12 protein-coding genes are annotated in these 17,178 nt (G+C 69.5%); 8 read left to right on the top strand and 4 right to left on the bottom strand.

Annotated elements, in window-relative coordinates:
• Positions 1-52: 52 nt before the first annotated feature.
• The gene (gene pgmB, locus ACM9LZ_RS07405; RefSeq protein ID WP_416618719.1) at positions 53-3,073 is read right to left on the bottom strand and encodes a beta-phosphoglucomutase; all 3,021 of its coding nucleotides are present in this window, start codon (positions 3,071-3,073) and stop codon (positions 53-55) included.
• 212 nt (positions 3,074-3,285) lie between these two features.
• Between pgmB and ACM9LZ_RS07410 the strand changes: the two genes are divergently transcribed.
• On the top strand, positions 3,286-4,320 hold the full coding sequence (locus tag ACM9LZ_RS07410; RefSeq protein WP_416618721.1) for a LacI family DNA-binding transcriptional regulator: 1,035 nt from the start codon (positions 3,286-3,288) through the stop codon (positions 4,318-4,320).
• 250 nt (positions 4,321-4,570) lie between these two features.
• The gene (locus ACM9LZ_RS07415; protein ID WP_416618723.1) at positions 4,571-5,374 is read left to right on the top strand and encodes a response regulator; all 804 of its coding nucleotides are present in this window, start codon (positions 4,571-4,573) and stop codon (positions 5,372-5,374) included.
• A gap of 45 nt (positions 5,375-5,419) precedes the next feature.
• On the opposite strand, the gene ACM9LZ_RS07420 is transcribed toward ACM9LZ_RS07415, so the two are convergent.
• Positions 5,420-5,806 carry a YciI family protein gene (locus ACM9LZ_RS07420; protein ID WP_416618724.1) on the bottom strand — a complete coding sequence of 129 codons (387 nt, stop codon included), beginning with the start codon at positions 5,804-5,806 and terminating at the stop codon, positions 5,420-5,422.
• A 214-nt stretch (positions 5,807-6,020) separates the two neighbouring features.
• Between ACM9LZ_RS07420 and ACM9LZ_RS07425 the strand changes: the two genes are divergently transcribed.
• Positions 6,021-6,440 (top strand): DUF983 domain-containing protein, encoded by a 420-nt coding sequence (locus tag ACM9LZ_RS07425; protein WP_416618726.1) that lies wholly within the window; start codon positions 6,021-6,023, stop codon positions 6,438-6,440.
• On the top strand, positions 6,437-7,816 hold the full coding sequence (locus ACM9LZ_RS07430) for an aminotransferase-like domain-containing protein (RefSeq protein WP_416618727.1): 1,380 nt from the start codon (positions 6,437-6,439) through the stop codon (positions 7,814-7,816). Before ACM9LZ_RS07425 ends, ACM9LZ_RS07430 begins: the two co-directional genes overlap by 4 nt.
• Before the next feature lie 213 nt (positions 7,817-8,029).
• On the opposite strand, the gene ACM9LZ_RS07435 is transcribed toward ACM9LZ_RS07430, so the two are convergent.
• Positions 8,030-10,282, bottom strand: a complete 2,253-nt coding sequence (locus ACM9LZ_RS07435) for a helicase-related protein (protein WP_416618728.1) — start codon at positions 10,280-10,282, stop codon at positions 8,030-8,032.
• A 175-nt stretch (positions 10,283-10,457) separates the two neighbouring features.
• Here ACM9LZ_RS07435 and ACM9LZ_RS07440 point away from each other — a divergent pair, with 175 nt between their 5' ends.
• The 3 genes from ACM9LZ_RS07440 (at position 10,458) to ACM9LZ_RS07450 (ending at position 13,408) form a co-directional block, all read left to right on the top strand.
• Positions 10,458-11,090, top strand: a complete 633-nt coding sequence (locus ACM9LZ_RS07440) for a hydrolase (RefSeq protein ID WP_416618729.1) — start codon at positions 10,458-10,460, stop codon at positions 11,088-11,090.
• 123 nt (positions 11,091-11,213) lie between these two features.
• Positions 11,214-11,873 (top strand): DUF3047 domain-containing protein, encoded by a 660-nt coding sequence (locus ACM9LZ_RS07445; protein WP_416618731.1) that lies wholly within the window; start codon positions 11,214-11,216, stop codon positions 11,871-11,873.
• Between the two features lie 215 nt (positions 11,874-12,088).
• Positions 12,089-13,408, top strand: a complete 1,320-nt coding sequence (locus tag ACM9LZ_RS07450; protein ID WP_416618732.1) for a cation:proton antiporter — start codon at positions 12,089-12,091, stop codon at positions 13,406-13,408.
• A 95-nt stretch (positions 13,409-13,503) separates the two neighbouring features.
• Here ACM9LZ_RS07450 and ACM9LZ_RS07455 read toward each other — a convergent pair whose 3' ends face one another.
• Complete coding sequence (locus ACM9LZ_RS07455; protein WP_416618734.1) at positions 13,504-15,570, bottom strand: methyl-accepting chemotaxis protein; 2,067 nt, start codon at positions 15,568-15,570, stop codon at positions 13,504-13,506.
• Between the two features lie 185 nt (positions 15,571-15,755).
• Here ACM9LZ_RS07455 and ACM9LZ_RS07460 point away from each other — a divergent pair, with 185 nt between their 5' ends.
• On the top strand, positions 15,756-17,114 hold the full coding sequence (locus ACM9LZ_RS07460; RefSeq protein ID WP_416618736.1) for an MFS transporter: 1,359 nt from the start codon (positions 15,756-15,758) through the stop codon (positions 17,112-17,114).
• The last annotated feature ends 64 nt before the right edge of the window (positions 17,115-17,178 follow it).

Raw genomic sequence — 17,178 nt, forward strand, 5'->3', positions numbered from 1 at the left:
ATGGGTTGGTTCGGGGGCCGGTGACCGCCCCTGACAAGGGGCGGGTCCGGGTTTAAGCCGGGCGGACGAAGCGGTCCAGCCGGAAGTCGCGGATATGGCCGATGACGGCATCAGCCTCTGTCAGGATGGCGGGATCACCGATACCGACGGCCGGCATGCCGGCCTGCCGGATGGCGGTGATGCCGGCCATGCTGTCCTCGATGCCCAGGCACAGGGGGGCCGGGACATCCAGGGCCCTGGCCACCGACAGGAAGATGTCGGGGGCGGGCTTGGGATTGGGGATGGCGCCCGCATCGGCGACATGGTCGAACAGGTCGATGATGCCGAGCCGGGTCAGCAGGGCGGGCGCGTTGCGGCTTGCCGAGGCCACGCCCAGCTTCAGGCCGGCCTGACGGGCCGACAGCAGCAGGTCGCGCACGCCCTCGAACAGGTCTTCGGGCGTGAAGCGGGCGATCAGGTCCTGGTAGTAGCCGTTCTTGCGGCTGGCCGCTTCCAGCTTTTCCGCCGCAGTCAGCATCTTGCCGGAACCGGCCAGGATACGTTCCAGGCTGCCCATGCGGTCGATGCCCTTCAGCGCCTCGTTCCGTTCCCGGTCGAACGGCACGCCCAGCTCGTCCGCCAGCCGCTGCCAGGCTTGGTAGTGACCTTCCGCCGTGTCGGTCAGAACGCCATCCAGGTCGAAGATCAGGGCCCTGACGGGCGCCGGAAACGGACCCGCGGCGACATGCCGGTCGCTGCCGACGGCCAGCATCACGGCGCCGCCATGATGGTGGATGGTCAACTCGTCGCCGGACAGCAGGCAGTAAGTGGTGCCGGCCGCATCCACGGCCACGCGCAGCCGGCGGCCGCGCCAGCGGATGCCGAATTCATAGCGCGCCCAGCCTGGCGGCAGCACAGGCGCGAACCGCAGTTCCCCGCCTTGCCAGCGCATCCCCCCGAAGCCCCAGGCGACTCCCAGCCAGCTTCCGGCCATGGCGGCCATATGCACCCCGTGGCTGGCATTGCCATGCAGGTCATCCAGGTCGATGCGGGCCGTTTCGGTGAAGTAACGAATGGCCTTATCACTGTCGCCCAGCTCGGCCGCCAGGATGCCGTAAGTGCTGGGAGACAGCGTGCTGTCATGTACTGTTACGGCTTCGTAATAATCAAAGTTCCGCTGCTTCAGGCCACGATCGAACCGGTTGCCGGCCAGCAGCATGGCCAGCACGACGTCGGCCTGCTTGCACACCTGGTGGCGGTAGATGGCCAGCGGATGGTAATGCAGCAGCAGGGGGTACCTGTCCGCCGGCGTATCCGCGAAAGGCCAGACGGGTTTGGAGAGGAAATCATCATCCTGCGGGCTGACCCCCAGATCGGGGTCGGTCGGCAGGTACATGGCCGCGGCGGCCCTTGCCCAGAGCGTCACCTCCGCCGCCGTCAGCCCGATGCGGGTCGCGACGGTGGCCAGTTCCGCAGGGGCCTGGGTCTCCATGCGCCGGTACAGGTCGGCGGCATGGGCCAGATGGGCGGCGGCCATGGCATTGGTGTAGAAGTTATTGTTCACCAATGCGGTATATTCGTCCGGACCCGTCACCTCGTGAATGGTGAAGGCGCCGCCCTTGCGGGCGTTGAAATGCCCGACCTGCGGCCAGATGCGTGCCGTTTCGAACAGCATCTCGGCAGCGTGGGCGTAAAGGAAGGCGCTGTCGCCCGTCGCTTCCTCATAAAGGCGGGTGGCAAAGGCGATATCGGCATTGATATGGTACTGTGCCGAACCGCTGGGATAATGGGCCGAGCATTCATCCCCGGCGATGGTGCGCCAGGGAAACAGCGCGCCGGCACGATGGCCCATGCCGCGTGCATGCGCCCGGGCGCGGTCCAGCCGGCCGATGCGATATTCCAGCATGCGCCGCGCCAGTTGCGGCGCCGTGAAGGCCAGCACGGGCAGAATGAAGGTTTCCGTATCCCAGAAATAATGACCCTCATAGCCTTCGCCCGTCAGGCCCTTGGCCGCGATGCTGGTCGCCCCGTCGCGGCCCGTGGACTGGTACAGGTGGAACAGGTTGAAGCGGATGGCCTGCTGCAGGCCGGCATCCCCCTCGATCACCACATCGGCATCGGCCCAGAACCGGGCCAGATCATCGGCCTGTTCCGCCGCGATCACCTCCCAGCCCGCTTCCTTCGCCGATTGCAGGGTGGCGGCTGCCTCCTGCATCAGGCGGTCTTCCACCGCCGCCCCGTCATTGTCCCTGTCGCCATCGGCCCAGGCATAGGCGGCGAACTTGACCAGCGTTACAACCCCGCCCGGCGCCAGGTCGGCGTGGAAGGCTTGGGAAATGCTGTCCAGTGACAGGAAAGGCTCTTCGGCGGTCAGGCCAGGACCAGCTACATGGTCCTGCCGCAACAGTGCCGTGCGCCGGGAAAGCCGGGCCGTCTGGCGGACGGCAACAGGCCGGCTTTCCGGCAGGATAGGCTGGAAATCGACACCGCCGCTGCCCAGCGACACCCCGATGCGCGGGTCATCACCCTGCCCTTCGGCCCGGCGGCCCCAGCGCAGGTCGGACAGGCAGGTGACGGGCCCCGTGTAATCAATGGACCGGATCGTCAGGCGCAGAGCCAGCAGGCCCGGCCGCGCGAAGCTGACCAGCCGCTCCGTTGCAATCTCCACCGCCCCGCCCTGTGCCGCCATGAAACGGTGCAGGGTGCGCAGGCGGCCCGTGGCCAGATCCAGCTCGCGGGTCAGCGGCGCGTCGGGGCCCGGTGCCACACCGACGGTTTCCCCGTTCAGCACGACGCGGATATGCTTGGCATCGGCCACCGGCACCCGCGTGTCGGTCGTAAAGGCAAAGCCCGTGAATTTCTCGTGATAATGGATGGGCGCCTGTTCAAAGAAGGCGGCCAGGAAGGCGCCATCGGTGGCGCTGTCGATCCCATCCACGCCACCACGAACGCCCAGCGCGCCATTGGCCAGCGCGAACAGGCTTTCGTCGCGCGCCGCCGTCGCCGGATCGAATCCCTGGACACGGATGGTCCAGCCATCCCCTGCATCGGCACGCACGTCACCGGCGCGGACGTGAGAGAGCCTCTCCGCCACGGTCATCCTCCCCGAAATACGCTTGATCCCCGCGCCCTACGCGGTGGTTGGCCTTTAAGCTACCATCAATGATATCGATGTCAAGATATCGATATCATTTTTCTGGCTACGTATGCGGGAAGGGTTGCACGGGGGGTCCCCTCTTGGAAAATGGCGGGCTTCATGCCAAGGTTGCGACCTCCAACCCATTGCGCCAACAAGGTTCCCCCGCGATGAGCAAACCTGCCGCCGAACGGCCCGCCATGCCGGACGCCAAGGCCCCGGCCGCTGCCGGCCGCCTGACCATGGCCGATCTGGCGGAACTGGCGCAGGTTTCCAAGATCACGGTGTCGCGCGCGCTGCGCAACAGCCCGACGGTGAAGCCCGATACGCGGGCCCGCATCCAGGCGCTCGCCAAGGAGCATGGGTACAAGTTGAACCTGTCGGCGCGCAGCCTGCGCCTGCAGCGGTCCAATACCGTGGCGGTCGTGGTGGAGATGAAGCCCAGCCCCGACCGGCCGCTGTCCGACCCGTTTCCCATGGCCCTGATGGGCGGCATCTGCCAGGAACTGACCAGCATCGGCTATGCCGTGGTGCTGACGACGCGGGACGGGGTGCAGGCACCGGCCGTGCAAACGGCGGACGGGATCATCCTTCTGGGCCAGGGCAGCCATGATGAGGCGGTGGCGCAGTTGGCCGATGGCGACGTGCCGCTGATCGTCTGGGGGGCGGAGGCGGCAGGCCACGATTATGTGACCGTGGGGTCCGACAACCGGCAGGGCGGCATCCTGGCCGCCCGCCACCTCCTGTCGTCCGGCCGCCGGCGCGGTCTTTTCCTCGGCGACACCAGCCATGCAGAGATCGAGCAGCGCCACGGCGGTTTCCGCGACGCCCTGGCACAGGGTGGCGGCATCCTGGCGGGAACCGTCTCCTGCCCCTTCGCCATCCAGGCAGGTTCGGATGCCATCGCCGGCTGGATCGATGGCGGGGGCGCCCCGTTCGACTGTCTGCTGGCGGCCAGCGACATGCTGGCCATCGGCGCCATGCAGGCCTTGCAGGAGCGCGGCCTGCCGGTGCCCGAGGCCGTGTCCGTCATCGGCTATGACGATACGCCGCTGGGGGCCTGCCTGACCCCGCCCCTGTCATCGGTCCATCAGGATTGGCAGGCGGGCGGCGAACTGCTGGCGCGCAACATCCTGGCCATGATCAACGGGGAGGATGTGCAGTCGGTCAGCCTGCCCACCCGTCTGGTCGTCCGCGGGACCTGACAGGGACCACCCGCCATCCAAGTACCCTTGTGCATCCGTATAGGATGGCCCGGTGCCCGAGCCCGGGCGTTTCGCGCTATGGACCTGTTTTATAAGTGTTTCCTTCCGGAAAATCATGACGCGCGCTGAAAAGCCTATCCCTCCGCATGAATAGGAGCCCCAACGCCGGTCGGTTAGCGTGAACCCATTGTCGGACAGGACGCCCTGTCCCGATCCGTCAGGGGTGAAGGCAATGCCGGTCGATATCGGAATGATCAAAGCCGCCACGGGAACGGCGCGCCGTTCCATCCTGGTGGTGGATGACATCCAGGCCAATCGGGCCGTGGCCCGGCTGATCCTGGAGGAGGCAGGCTTCGACGTGGGGGAGGCTCTCCACGGCGCCATGGCCGTGCAGATGCAGGTGGCCAGCCCGGCCGACCTCGTGCTGATGGACCTGCAGATGCCGGTGCTGAACGGCTTCGGCGCCACCGAGCGCATCCGCAGGGCCGAGAGCGTGGCGGGCCGGGCGCGGGTGCCCATCCTGGCCGTCACGGGCGTCACTCATGGCGGCATCCGCGAGGAATGCTTGGCCCGCGGCATGGACGACCACCTGCCCAAACCCTACGAGCCGGGCCAGTTGCTGCGCCTGGTGGTCCGGTGGACCGGGTTGCCGGTGCAGGGCGGGAACGGCGACTGCACAGGGACGACCAGCCAGGACCTGGATGAGCGCAAGCTGCTTGATCTGGCCGCCGTCCTGCCGGAACGGCTTTTCATCGAGCTGATCGGCGATTTCGTCCGTATCGGGCTGGAACAGGCCGACGCCCTGGCCCGCGCGGCGGCCGACGGGCGCGTCACGACCGCCCGCACCTTGCTGCACGATCTGGTGGGGACGGCCGGCAATGCCGGGTTGATGCTGGTCTCCCGGCGGGCGGGGGAAACCCTGCATCAGTTCCGGACCGGGCGGAACGAGGCCGGCCTGGCCGATGCCGCCGCCCTGGCCGTCCTGTCGGCCTGCGGCTGGCGCCTGCTGCGCGACCGGCTGCTGGACCGGTCGGCGATGCGCGCGGCCGGCTGATCCCCTAGCCCCAGGCCCCGGCCCTGGCCACCCCCGGCAGACCGGTCAGGCAGGGGTCCCCGGCACCATGATCTCCGCGAAATCCTCCATTTCGTAGAGGGGGCGGATCTCGATCTCGCTGGGTCCCGGCATGGGATTGGGGCAGCGTTTCACCCAGGCCACGGCCTCTTCCATATCCTTCACCTGCCAGAGCCAGAAGCCGGCGACCAGTTCGCTGGTGGCGGCGAACGGGCCGTCGATCACGCTGCGATCCGCTCCGTTGAAGGCCACGCGGCAGCCGTTTGCGGAGGGTTTCAGCCCGTCGCCGGCCAGGATGATGCCGGCTTCGGCCAGTTCGGTGTTGAACCTGCCCATGGCTTCCAGCAGGTCGCCGGGGGGCATGAGGCCGGCTTCGCTGTCCGCGGTCGCCTTGACGAGAACCATTACGCGCATTGTCGTGATCTCCTTTGCCAAAAGGTCCGGGCCGCGTGCCCTTTCCCTCCCCAGGACGTGCCGGCCGCCCCGGCACCGACAAGGGGGATGAGAAAACAGCCCCGGTGCATGCGCCCTGCGACAATGCGCGACGGGACAGGGCCGGGAATTGAATGTATGGATCGGACAATCGCCATACAAAACGGCATCAGGCGACCCATACAATGAGGATATCATGGCCGGCCACGAACGCACCCATTTCGCCAGCACGCCCCTTGGGCTGGGCCTGCGGGGCCTGTGCCCGTCCTGCCACCAGGGATCGATCTTCGACGGCTATCTGCGCCTGGCCAAGGCGTGCCCGCAGTGCGGGCTGGACCTGTCCTTCGCCGACCCGGCGGACGGGCCGGCCTTCTTCACCATGTCGATCGTCAGCATCCCGCTGACGGGCTTTGCCATCTGGCTGGAGATGGCGTTCCAGGCGCCCTATTGGGTGCATGCCTTCACGACGCTGCCGCTGGCGGTGCTGTCCTGCATGGCGCTGCTGCGGCCGCTGAAGGGCTGGCTGGTCTGCGCGCAGTACCTGAACAAGGCCGAGCAGGGCCGGCTGGAGGATGCGGCGGAGACGGACGGGCGCGGGCGCGGGGACGGGGAATGACGGGCTGGACCCCGCCGGACCTGCCGCAGGGCATCCCGCTCTACCGCGCCATCGCCGACGCCATCGCGGCCGACGTGGCATCGGGCGCGCTGAAGCCCGGCACCCGCCTGCCCACGCACCGCGCCCTGGCGGAGAGCATGGGCGTGGACCTGACCACGGTGACCCGTGCCTATGCCGAGGCCCGCGCCCGCGGGCTGGTGGCCGCCGCCGTGGGGCGCGGCACCTTCGTGGCCGAGCAGGGGGACCGCCCGCCACCCCCGCCCGTGCAACTGGACCTGTCCATGAACCTGCCGCCGCAGCCGCCCGGCGCCGACCTGGCAGCCCGGCTGGCCCGCGCCATGGCGGGTCTGACACGCCGGCCAGACCTGGCCAGCCTGCTGAACTACCAGCCCATCGGCGGGGGCGAGGCCGACCGGCGGGCCGGTGCGCGCTGGCTGTCGGCCGCCCTGCCCGACCTGCGGGCCGAGCGGGTGCTGGTGGCCGGCGGCGGCCAGGCCTGCCTGACGGCGCTGCTGTCGCTGCTGGCCTCGCCGGGATCGCATGTCATGACCGATGCCTTCCTTTATCCGGGATTCCGGCTGGCCGCCCAGTCGCGCGGCCTGTCGCTGCTGCCTGTGGAGGGGGACGCGGAAGGCATGCTGCCCGATGCCCTGGCGGCCGTGGCGCGGCACAGCGCGGCGCAACTGCTCTATCTGACGCCCAGCATCCACAATCCGACGACGCGCACCCTGTCGCAGGCCCGGCGCGAGGCGCTGGTGAAGGTGGCCCGCAGCTACGACCTGATCGTGATCGAGGATGACGCCTACGGCCTGCTGGCCGCCGACGCCCCGCCACCGCTGGCGGCCCTGGCCCCGGAACGGGTCTGGCATGTCGCCACCCTGGCCAAGGGCCTGACGCCCGCCCTGCGGATCGCCTATCTGGTGGTTCCCCAGGGCGGCGATGTCCGCGCGGCCAGCATCGCCCTGCGCGCCACATCACAGATGGCCCCGCCCCTGTCCATGGCCGTGGCCACGAGCTGGATCGAGGATGGCACGGCCCGCGCCATCCTGGCCGCCATCCGCGAGGAGGCGGCCGAGCGGCAGCGCATCGCGGCGCGCATCCTGCCGCTGGGGTCCTTCCAGGCGCATCCGAACGGCCATCACCTGTGGCTGGACCTGACACGCTCCTGGACCGACAAGGCCTTCGTGGAAGCCGCCCGCCGGGCCGGGGCCGCCCTGGTGCCGGGATCGGTCTTTGCCGTGGCCGGAGAGCCCCCGCCCCATGCCCGCGTATCCCTGGGCGCCGCTCCGGACCGCGCCAGCCTGACCCACGCCCTGGACCGGCTGGCCGTGCTGCTGCGCCACGGTCCACTGCCCGACGGGGAAGTCGTGGTGTAGAAGGCCTTTCCAGAATGTCTGGCGCCTCGTTTCACGAATGGGACCCCGGCCTTCGCCGGGGTGATGGTGTGAAGACACCCGGGGTGATGGTGTGAAGACATTGACATGTCGCGAAAGACGAAACCGTCCCGTACCGTCGGCGCGGGCCGCGCGGCGGCGGCGGCCGCCGTACCCAATTACGATAAGGTCCACTGATCGCGATTGGGTATCGTATCAGCCCTTGCGGGGGCCGTAGCGTTTGCGCGGTGCCCCGCGGAAGCCGGGGGGCGGCTTTCCCGGCTTGGAGCCGGCCGGCCGGCCGCCGCCGGGCTTGCCCAGCCGCTGACGCCGGGCCGTGCTGGCCAGCAGTTCGGCCAGGCGCCCGGCCACCTGGGCACGGCGTTCCTCCACCGGCTTGCGGTCGGGGAACAGGCGGGCGAACTTGCGGCTGGCCCAGTAATAGAGGTCGCAGGACCGCGACAATTCCTCCAGTCCGTAATCGTCCAGCCGGTCCATGCGCAGCGGCACGACCAGCCCCAGGGGCACGGGCTCGTCCTTTTCCACGGCGCGCAGCATCTGGTGGAAGAAGCGGGCATCCACCTCCTTTTCCAGGTCGCAGGGCATGAACAGCAGGGACAGCTTGTCCTCGAACGCGACATCGCGTTCATCCAGCGCCTGGGCCAGCCGGCGCAGCGACGACAGGTCGGCCACGCGGTAGGGGCTGCCCGTGGTCCGCGCCGCCGCGAAGCAATCGACCAGCAGCACCATGCTGTCCGTGCCGATGCGCGTCGCCAGCCGTGCCACCATGGCGCGGGTGGGCCGCACCGTCAGCGCCGTGCGCGGCCCGAAGGACGGATCGGTCCGCGTCCACAGCGTGCGGAGCTGGGCCGGCGTGCCCTTGCCGATCACGCCGAATTCCCCGACCTCGTGATGGCCATAGCGGCCGGCACGCCCGGCAATCTGCTTCACCTCCGCCGGAGCCAGCTCGCGCTGTTCCGTCCCGTCGAATTTCTCCAGCGTCGTGAACAGCACGCGGCGGATGGGCAGGTTCAGGCCCATGCCGATGGCATCGGTGGCCACCACGACATCGGCCCCCCCGCTGGTGAAGCGCTCCGCCTCCCGCCGCCGCACCTCCGGCGCCAATGCGCCATAGATGACGGCGGCCGTCAGCCCGAGCGCCTGCACCATGTCGCGGACCATGTGGACATTGCGGCGGGAAAAGGCGATCAGCGCGTCCCCCTTGCGCACATCCTCATATTCCAGCCGCTGTTCCAGCATGTGCAGCGGCTGCTTGCGGTCCAGGCGCACGACCTCCAGCGGTTCCCCCAGATAGGCGGCCACCCGTTCGATCAGGGGCAGCGCCTCCGGCGCGCCCAGCAGATAGACGGTGCGGGCCGGCACACCCATCAGCGCCGCCGTCCAGGCCCAGCCGCGGTCCTTGTCGGCCAGCATCTGCACCTCGTCGATGACGGCGACATCCACGACCTGCTCGGGGTCCAGCATCTCGATGGTGGAGGCCAGATGCCGGGCGCCGGGCACGCGGATCTCCTCCTCCCCCGTCAGCAGGGTGGTGGGTGTGCCCTCCCGGTTCAGCCTGTCCATCACCTCCAGCGCCAGCAGGCGCAGCGGCGCCAGATAGATGCCCTGCTCCGCCCCGTGCAGCGCCTGCATGGCGCGGTGCGTCTTGCCGGAATTGGTCGGGCCGACCACGGCCACCAGACGGCGCCCCAGGGCGCGGGCCGTGGGGAACAGCCGTTCGAACCGGGCGAAATCGAACTCGCTGTTCACGAAGCTGCGCCCGCGCGCCACGGCGCGTTCCCGCATCCAGGTGTCGGCCGTTTCCTCCCACCGGCGCAGGATGTCGTTGGGCTGATGGTTGGTCCGGGCGATGCGGTAGAGCCGCTGGACCAGATTCTCGAAGGTCCAGCTATCGTCGGCCTCGCCCGTCAGTTCCCGCAACTGCCACAGGCGGGCGGACACGTCCGACAGGGCCTGGTCCATGGCCTGACGCAGTTGCGGGTCGTCCACCAGCCGCTGCCGCAGCGTGTCATCCTCCAGCCCTGTCAGTTCATCGATATCGAAGCTGCGGGACACTTCCAGCCGCAGCGGGCCGGGCAGGTCGGGGAAGGACAGCGTGTCATGGGCCCGGGCGCGCACCCGCGCCTTGGCCTCCGCGGCCAGCAGGTCGACATGCGTGCCTTCCAGCGCGCGGCGCCCCTGCTGAAGCAGTTCCATGCGCCGGACCAGACGGGCCACCAGCCCCTCGATCTCCAGCGCCACGGCGTCCCGCCGTTCGGCCAGGACGACCAGATCGCGGCGGCCCGGTGGCAGCGGCAGGCCCAGCGGCACCATGCCATAGGCCGCCGCCTGTTCCACCCGGTCCAGACCCAGGCGCCCCACGCTGGTGATTTCCGGATGATGGCGGGCAACGGAAAAGACGAGGTCCGGTTCCATGGGGGCGGAGGGTTCCGGGGGCAGATTGTCCATGGAAGGGGGTCACCAAAGCCGATAAAGATATTTTCGCACCCGCACAATATGCGCCCGATCACGCCATTTGCCCAGAGGGGCACGGGCGGGGACAGGGGCGCGGGGCGGACAAGGCATCTGGAAATCACCGGCCGGCGCGATCATTATCGTCACCCCAAGCAGCGGTGCCCCGACAATGACCGATACACCCGCCTCCCCCGTACCCAACCACCTGGACGCGCCGCGCACCAACCTGCTGATGCGGTCGGGACGCTGGGTGAACCTTTACGACCCCTCCCCCGCCGATATCGTGCTGGAGGATTGGGTGACGGGGGCGTCGCGCGTGGCGCGGTGGGGCGGGCAGACGCGCGGTGCCGTGGCCTATAACGTGCTGCAGCATTCGGTGCTGCTGGAACGGGTGCTGGTCACGCTGCTGGCGCCCGATGCCTCCCCCATCCTGCGCCGCGCCGCGCTGATGCATGATCTGCACGAAGGCGGCGGGCTGGGCGATGTCGTCACCCCCTATGGCAAGCTGTTCGCCACGGCCGGGCTGCGCGAGGTGAAGGCCCGGCTGGACCGGGCCCTGTTCCTGGCCGCCGGCCTGCCCTGGCCCCTGCCGGAGCCGCAGGCCGCCCTGATCAAGAAGGCCGACCGCATCATCGCCGTGTCGGAAGCCATCCAGTTGATGGGCTGGCCCGAACGGCTGGCCCGCCGCGATATCGGCGGCAATTACCGCGGCCGGCTGTGGACCGACCCGATCGAGGTCGTGGACGAGGCGGGGGCCCGCGCGCTGTGGTGGGAAAGCCATCGCCGCATCGGTGACCCGTGATGCTGCCCGGTCCTTCCCCCTGTCGGAACCGGGAAGAACGGGGAAAGGGGAAGAACATTCATCGAAATGCAACCGGAAAGCGGTTATGGTGCGCCGCTGCCCGCCATCGGAGGTCCCCGCCGCATGCGCCTGTTCACCGCCCTTGCCCTGATGGCCGTGCCGCTGCTGGCCATGGTCCCCGCCCGCGCCATGGAGGTGCAGCCGGCCACGCAATGGAGCGAGCGGGTCTTTGAGCAGGGAACCCGCTTCGCCGACACCGTCTTCGACGGCCATCCCGCCCTGTCGGTCGAGGCGGACGGGGCGGGCACGATGAAGGGCGGACGGCTGGATGTGGACCTGCGGGCCCGTCCGATGGTCGATCTTCTGTGGGCCGCCACCTCCACCCTGGGCGGCAATGACGAGCGGTCGCAGGCCGGCGATGATTACGTGGCCCGGGTCATGTTCAACCTGCTCGACGAGGACGGAAGGCGGGGCGGCATCAGCTATGTCTGGTCGACGGCCACGCCGGTGGGCACCTGGATCGACAGCCCGTTCAGCGGCTCCCGCAACCTTGTCGTCCAGACGGGGCCCGCCCGGTCCACGGGCTTCTCGCGCGTCACGCGCGACCTGCTGGCCGACGCGCGGGCCGGGCTGGGCATGCGCAATCCGCGTCTGGCCAGCCCGGCCATCATGTCCGACACCGACCAGACGGGGGCCAGCACGCGCGCCTGGTACGGCCGCATCCGCTTCGAACCGCCATCCGCCCCGCCACGGCCCGCCGATGACGGGGTGCCGACAAGCTGAGGCGGGCAGGGAGGGGAAACCGCAGACAGGGGCGACTGTTTGCGGTAACATGGACGATGCCGCCAGCCAGTGGCCGATAATACCCTGTGCCCGGCGGCGCGGATACCGAGGGGTATTGTTCATGCCCTCGGTATAAGAGGTTGATAAGGCCGTCGCCCTGGCGCATCCTGAGTGGAAACAATCAGACAACGTTGTCCGACGGGGAGGACAGTTCAATGACGACAGCCCAGCTCAGCGTCGTTTTCTTCTTGCAGATGGCGGTGATCATCGCCGCCTGCCGGGCCGTGGGCTGGCTGGCCCGCCGCTATCTGGGCCAGCCGCAGGTGGTGGGGGAGATGATCGCCGGCGTCATCCTGGGCCCGTCGCTGCTGGGCCTGCTGGCGCCCGACATCCAGGCCATGCTGTTTCCCAAGGAATCGAAGAACATCCTGTTCGTGGGCGCGCAGCTTGGCGTGGGGCTCTATATGTTCCTGGTGGGGCTGGGGTTCCAGTCCAGCCATTTCCGCAGCAATGCCGGCAGCGCCGCGGCCGTGTCGCTGTCGGGCATGGCGGCCCCGTTCCTGCTGGCCATCGTCATCACGCCCTGGCTGATGGGCCATCCCGGCCTGTTCAATCCGGCTCTGTCCACGCCACAGGCCACGCTGTTCATGGGCGCCTGCATCGCCATCACGGCCTTCCCCATGCTGGCGCGCATCATCCATGAACGCGGCCTGTCGGGCACGCCGCTGGGCACGCTGTCGCTGTCGGCCGGCGCCATCGACGATGCCGGGGCCTGGGCCGTGCTGGCCATCGTGCTGGCCACGTTCGGCGACGGGTCCATCGTGGCCGTGAAGGCCATCGGCGGCGGGCTGGCCTTTGCGGTCTTCATGCTGACGCTGGGGCCGCGCCTGCTGGCGCCGCTGGGCCGCTGGGCCGAGCGGGAAGGCAGGGTGACCCATTCGATGCTGGCCGTGACCCTGGGCCTGTTCCTGCTGGCGGCCTTCACCATGGATGCCGTGGGCATCCATGCCGTGTTCGGCGGTTTCCTGCTGGGCGCCGTCATGCCCAAGGGTTTCTTCGCGCAGGAGATCCGCCGGCAGCTGGAGCCGTTCACCGTCGTGCTGCTGCTGCCCATGTTCTTCACCTATTCGGGCCTGCACACCCAACTCACGCTGGTGGACAATTGGGGACTGGCCCTGGTGACGCTGGCCATCCTGGCCGCCTCGGTGCTGGCCAAGGGCGGCGCCTGCTGGGCGGCGGCGCGCCTGACGGGGCAGGACAATGCCACCGCACTGGGGATCGGGGCGCTGATGAATGCCCGCGGGCTGATGGAACTGATCATCATCAATATCGGCCTGCAGAAGGGCATCATCGGCCCGGCCCTGTTCTCCATGCTGGTGCTGATGGCCATCGTCACCACCCTGATGGCATCACCGCTGTTCGAACTGGTCTATGGCCGCAAGGCCCGGGCGCGCGGCGAACTGGGCGCGCTGCAGGAGCAGGAGGGCGATGGTGCGGAACTGCGCACGGCGGGGGGCAAGGCCGGCTCCGCATAGCGCCAGCCTGCCGCCCCGCAGGGCCGGCGGCGATGGCCGCAGGCCGCCCATACGCCCGCGGTGTGCAGCCCCGCCCGTGCGGCGGCGGTGGCGCGTCAGGCCGCCCGTGCGAAGCGGGCCGCAAGGCTGGCCGCCAGGGCCTGCTGCTGGCCCTCGTCCAGCAGGAAGGCTAGGCCATTCTCCCCGCCATGCTTCGCCGCCGCCGCGGGGCCGTCTGTGGCAGCGCCATCCGTGGCAGTTGCCACGCGGAAGGCGATGGGGCCGGGCAACCCGGCCAGGACCAGGCGGCCCTGCTCTCCCACGGTCAGGCCCGCCCCCTCCACCAGCGCGCCGCCGGCAGAGATGTTGCGCAACCGGCCCTGGCGGGGGCCGGCGGCGGTTTCCACCGTCACCGGCTCGTCCACGGCGTGGCGTTCATCCTGGCGGCGGTCCACATCGGCCGTGGCCGTGCGCACCACGCGGACCAGGGTCTGGCGCAGTTCGCTGACCGATCCCACGATGCGGGTGGCCACTTCGCGCATGGCCACCGCCTTCTGCCCCGTGCTGCCCGCCTCCTGCGACACGGTTTCGATGCGGGTGGCCACCTCCTGCGCGGCTTCCGCCGTTTCCGTCACATTGCGGGAGATTTCCCGCGTGGCGGCGGCCTGTTCCTCCATGGCGCCCGCGATGCTGGCAGATACGTCATCCATGGCGCTGATGGCCCGGCCGATCTCCTCCACGGCGGCGACGGCGGTGGCCGTGACGTTCTGGATCTGGATGATCCGGGCCGATATCTCCTCCGTGGAGCGGGTGGTCTGGGTGGCGAGGTTCTTCACCTCCGACGCCACGACGGCGAAGCCCTTGCCGGCATCGCCGGCACGGGCCGCCTCGATCGTGGCGTTGAGCGCCAGCAGGTTGGTCTGCTCCGCGATCTCCCGGATCAGGCCGGCCACGCCGCCGATCTGCTCCACCACCTCCGACAGGCTGTCGATGGTGGCGCGCGTGTGGTTGCTGCGCTCCACCGCCTGGCCCGACAGGCTGGTGGCGTGGGCCACCTGGGCGCTGATCTCGTTGATGGAGGCCGTCAGTTCCTCCGTGGCACCGGCCACGGCCTGGGCATTGGCCAGAGCGTGCATGGCGGCCGTGGCCACGTTGGCGGCGCTGTCGCGCACCTGTGCCGCGCTCTCGGCCATGGCCGATGCCGCGCCATCCATGGCCCGCGTCTCCACCGCGATGCCGTCGACGCTGGCGCGGCTTTCCGCCTCCACCGTCTCGGCCATGTTGCGCAGGGCGCCGCGGCGCTCCCGCTCGGCCGCGGCCTCGCCATTGCGCTGCGCATCGCGCAGGCGGGCATTCTCCTCCGACCGCTCCCGCAGGCTGGCCACGGCATGGGCCATGTCGGCCAGCTCGTCACGGCGGCCCTGCATCGGCGGCACCGGCACATCCAGGTCGCCGCGCCCGATGCGGGTCAGCGCATCGGTCAACCGCACCAGCGGGCGCACGACATTCTGGCGCAGGGCCAGCAGCACCAGCCCGGCGATGGCCACCCCGATGCCGGCCAGCACCACCACCAGCCAGGCCAGCCGGGCCGCGATGCCCGCCGCTTCGTCCAGTTCGCGGCGCATGCCGGCGGCGGCCTTATCGGCCACCTTGCGCACATCCTCCACCACGGCGTCCAGTTCGGCCGTCATGCCGTCAGTCTCGCCCACGAAGGCGCCCATCAGCATGTTGCCCACCTCCGGCCCGCTATTGACATAGGCCTGCGCCATGGCCTTGCCCTTGGCGTAGAAATTGCCATAAAAGCCCTCGATGCGGGACAGCGACGCCTCAACCTCCGTAAGCCCCATGGCGGCAGCCTGACGGCGGGCGGCGGCCGTGTCGCGCAGCAGGTCGGCCTGAGCGCGCTCCGCCTCCTCCAGCCCGGTATCCAGCCCGTCCAGCCCGCGCGTGGCCGAGATGTCGGTCAGCCAGAGCTGCACCCGCATCACGCCGGAGCGGACATCCTTGATGACCGATACCAGCGCCATGGCATCCACCGCCGCGCGTTCCGCCGCCAGTGCCGCGACATCGACCTGGCGCTGCTGGCGGCCGGTGCCCAGCACCATGATGACGGCCGCGACCAGCAGCAGGGCCAGGATCGACAGGTTGGCGAGCAATATCTTCAGGCTGAGGCTGAGACGCACAGACCCTGTCCCCCATCGACCGGATGTTTTCCCACCCCGGTTGCGTAACATACATGCCCCCTGAATTGAAGCGTGCAGGGCGGCCGGGACCGATGATGGGGCTCGACCTTGGTCGCAGGCCGGCGTAACGTCGCGCCCAAGCCCGGCGATGACCGGGCATCCGGGGGGGACATGAGCGGGCGGTGATGCGGACATTGGGGCTCAAGGCCAAGCTCGGCTACGGGGTCGGGGATTTCGGCCTCAATCTCTACTGGCAGTCGATCCTGCTGTTCATCCTGTTCTTCCAGATGGATGTGCTGGGCCTGTCGGCCGTGGATGCGGGGCTGTGCTTCCTGATCGCATCGGTCTGGGATGCGGGCATGGACCCGCTGATGGGCATCATTTCCGACCGCACGCGCACCCGCCTGGGACGGTACCGACCCTTCATCCTGTTCGGCACCGTGCCGCTGGCCCTGTCCTTCTGGCTGTGCTTCACGCCGCCCGGCTTCCTGGACCCCGGATCGGTCGGGATGATGGTGTTCGCCACCCTGTCGCACATGCTGCTGCGCACCTGCTATGCCGTGGTGGGCATCCCCTATTCGTCGCTGACGGCGGCCATGACGCGCGACAGCGACGAAAGGGCCAGCCTGACAGGGTGGCGCATGCTGCTGGCCTTCGCCGGTGCCACCTCGGTGTCCGCGCTGCTGCCGCTGCTGGCCCGCTGGTTCGGCGATTACAGCCCCGCCGCCGCCTGCATCGGCGCGCTGGCCGTGCTGGCACACCTGGCCTGCGGGCTGAGCGTGCGCGAATTGCCACCCCCGGTGCGGTCGGAGGCGCCCGGACGCATGGATCTGGGCGCCGATCTGGGCGGGTTCCTGCGCATGGTGGGGCGCAACGGGCCGCTGCTGCGGCTGATGCTGGCCACCGTGGCACTGCACCTGTCGCTGGGCATCCTGATGCGCAACATGCCCTTCATGCTGAAATATGACCTGGGCGGCGATGCCGACCTGACGGCATCGGCCCTGACCTGGTTTTCCGCCGCCGGCGTGGCGGCCGTACCGGTCTGGGTCTGGACGGCGCGGCGCTGGTCCAAGGCGGCCGCCTGGCAGGCTGGCAGCGTCATGACCATCGCCGGCAGCCTTTTCCTGGCGCTGGTGCCACCCGGCGCGCTGTGGTCCACGCTGGCCTGCCTGACCCTGATCTCCTTCGGCCATGCGGCCCATGCCGTGGCCATGTGGTCCATGCTGCCCGACGCGGTGGATTACGCCCATTGGCGCCACCGCCGCCGCGATGAGGCCAAAATCTACGGCCTGTCCTCGCTGATCCTGAAATTGTCGCTGGGCGGCTCGGCCTTCGTGGGGGGTATCGTGCTGGACGGGGTCGGCTACCGGCCCGGCGGCGCCCAGGCGGCCGAGACGCTGGAAGGCTTCCGCCTGCTGGCGGGACTGGCGCCGGCCCTGGGGCTGGGCCTGTCCATGCTGGCCATCGCCGGATACAGGCTGGACGCCGCCCGGCACGGCCGCATCCAGGCCTTCCTGGGCCGCCGCGCCGTGCGGGAAAGCTGAACCGCGCCGGAACCCCATCGCCAGCCGATGCCCGCAAACAGGGGGGGCGCCCTGCGGCCCGTGA

Origin of the sequence: Niveispirillum fermenti (genome assembly GCF_048066175.1) — a bacterium.
Classification (GTDB): Bacteria; Pseudomonadota; Alphaproteobacteria; order Azospirillales; family Azospirillaceae; genus Niveispirillum; species Niveispirillum fermenti.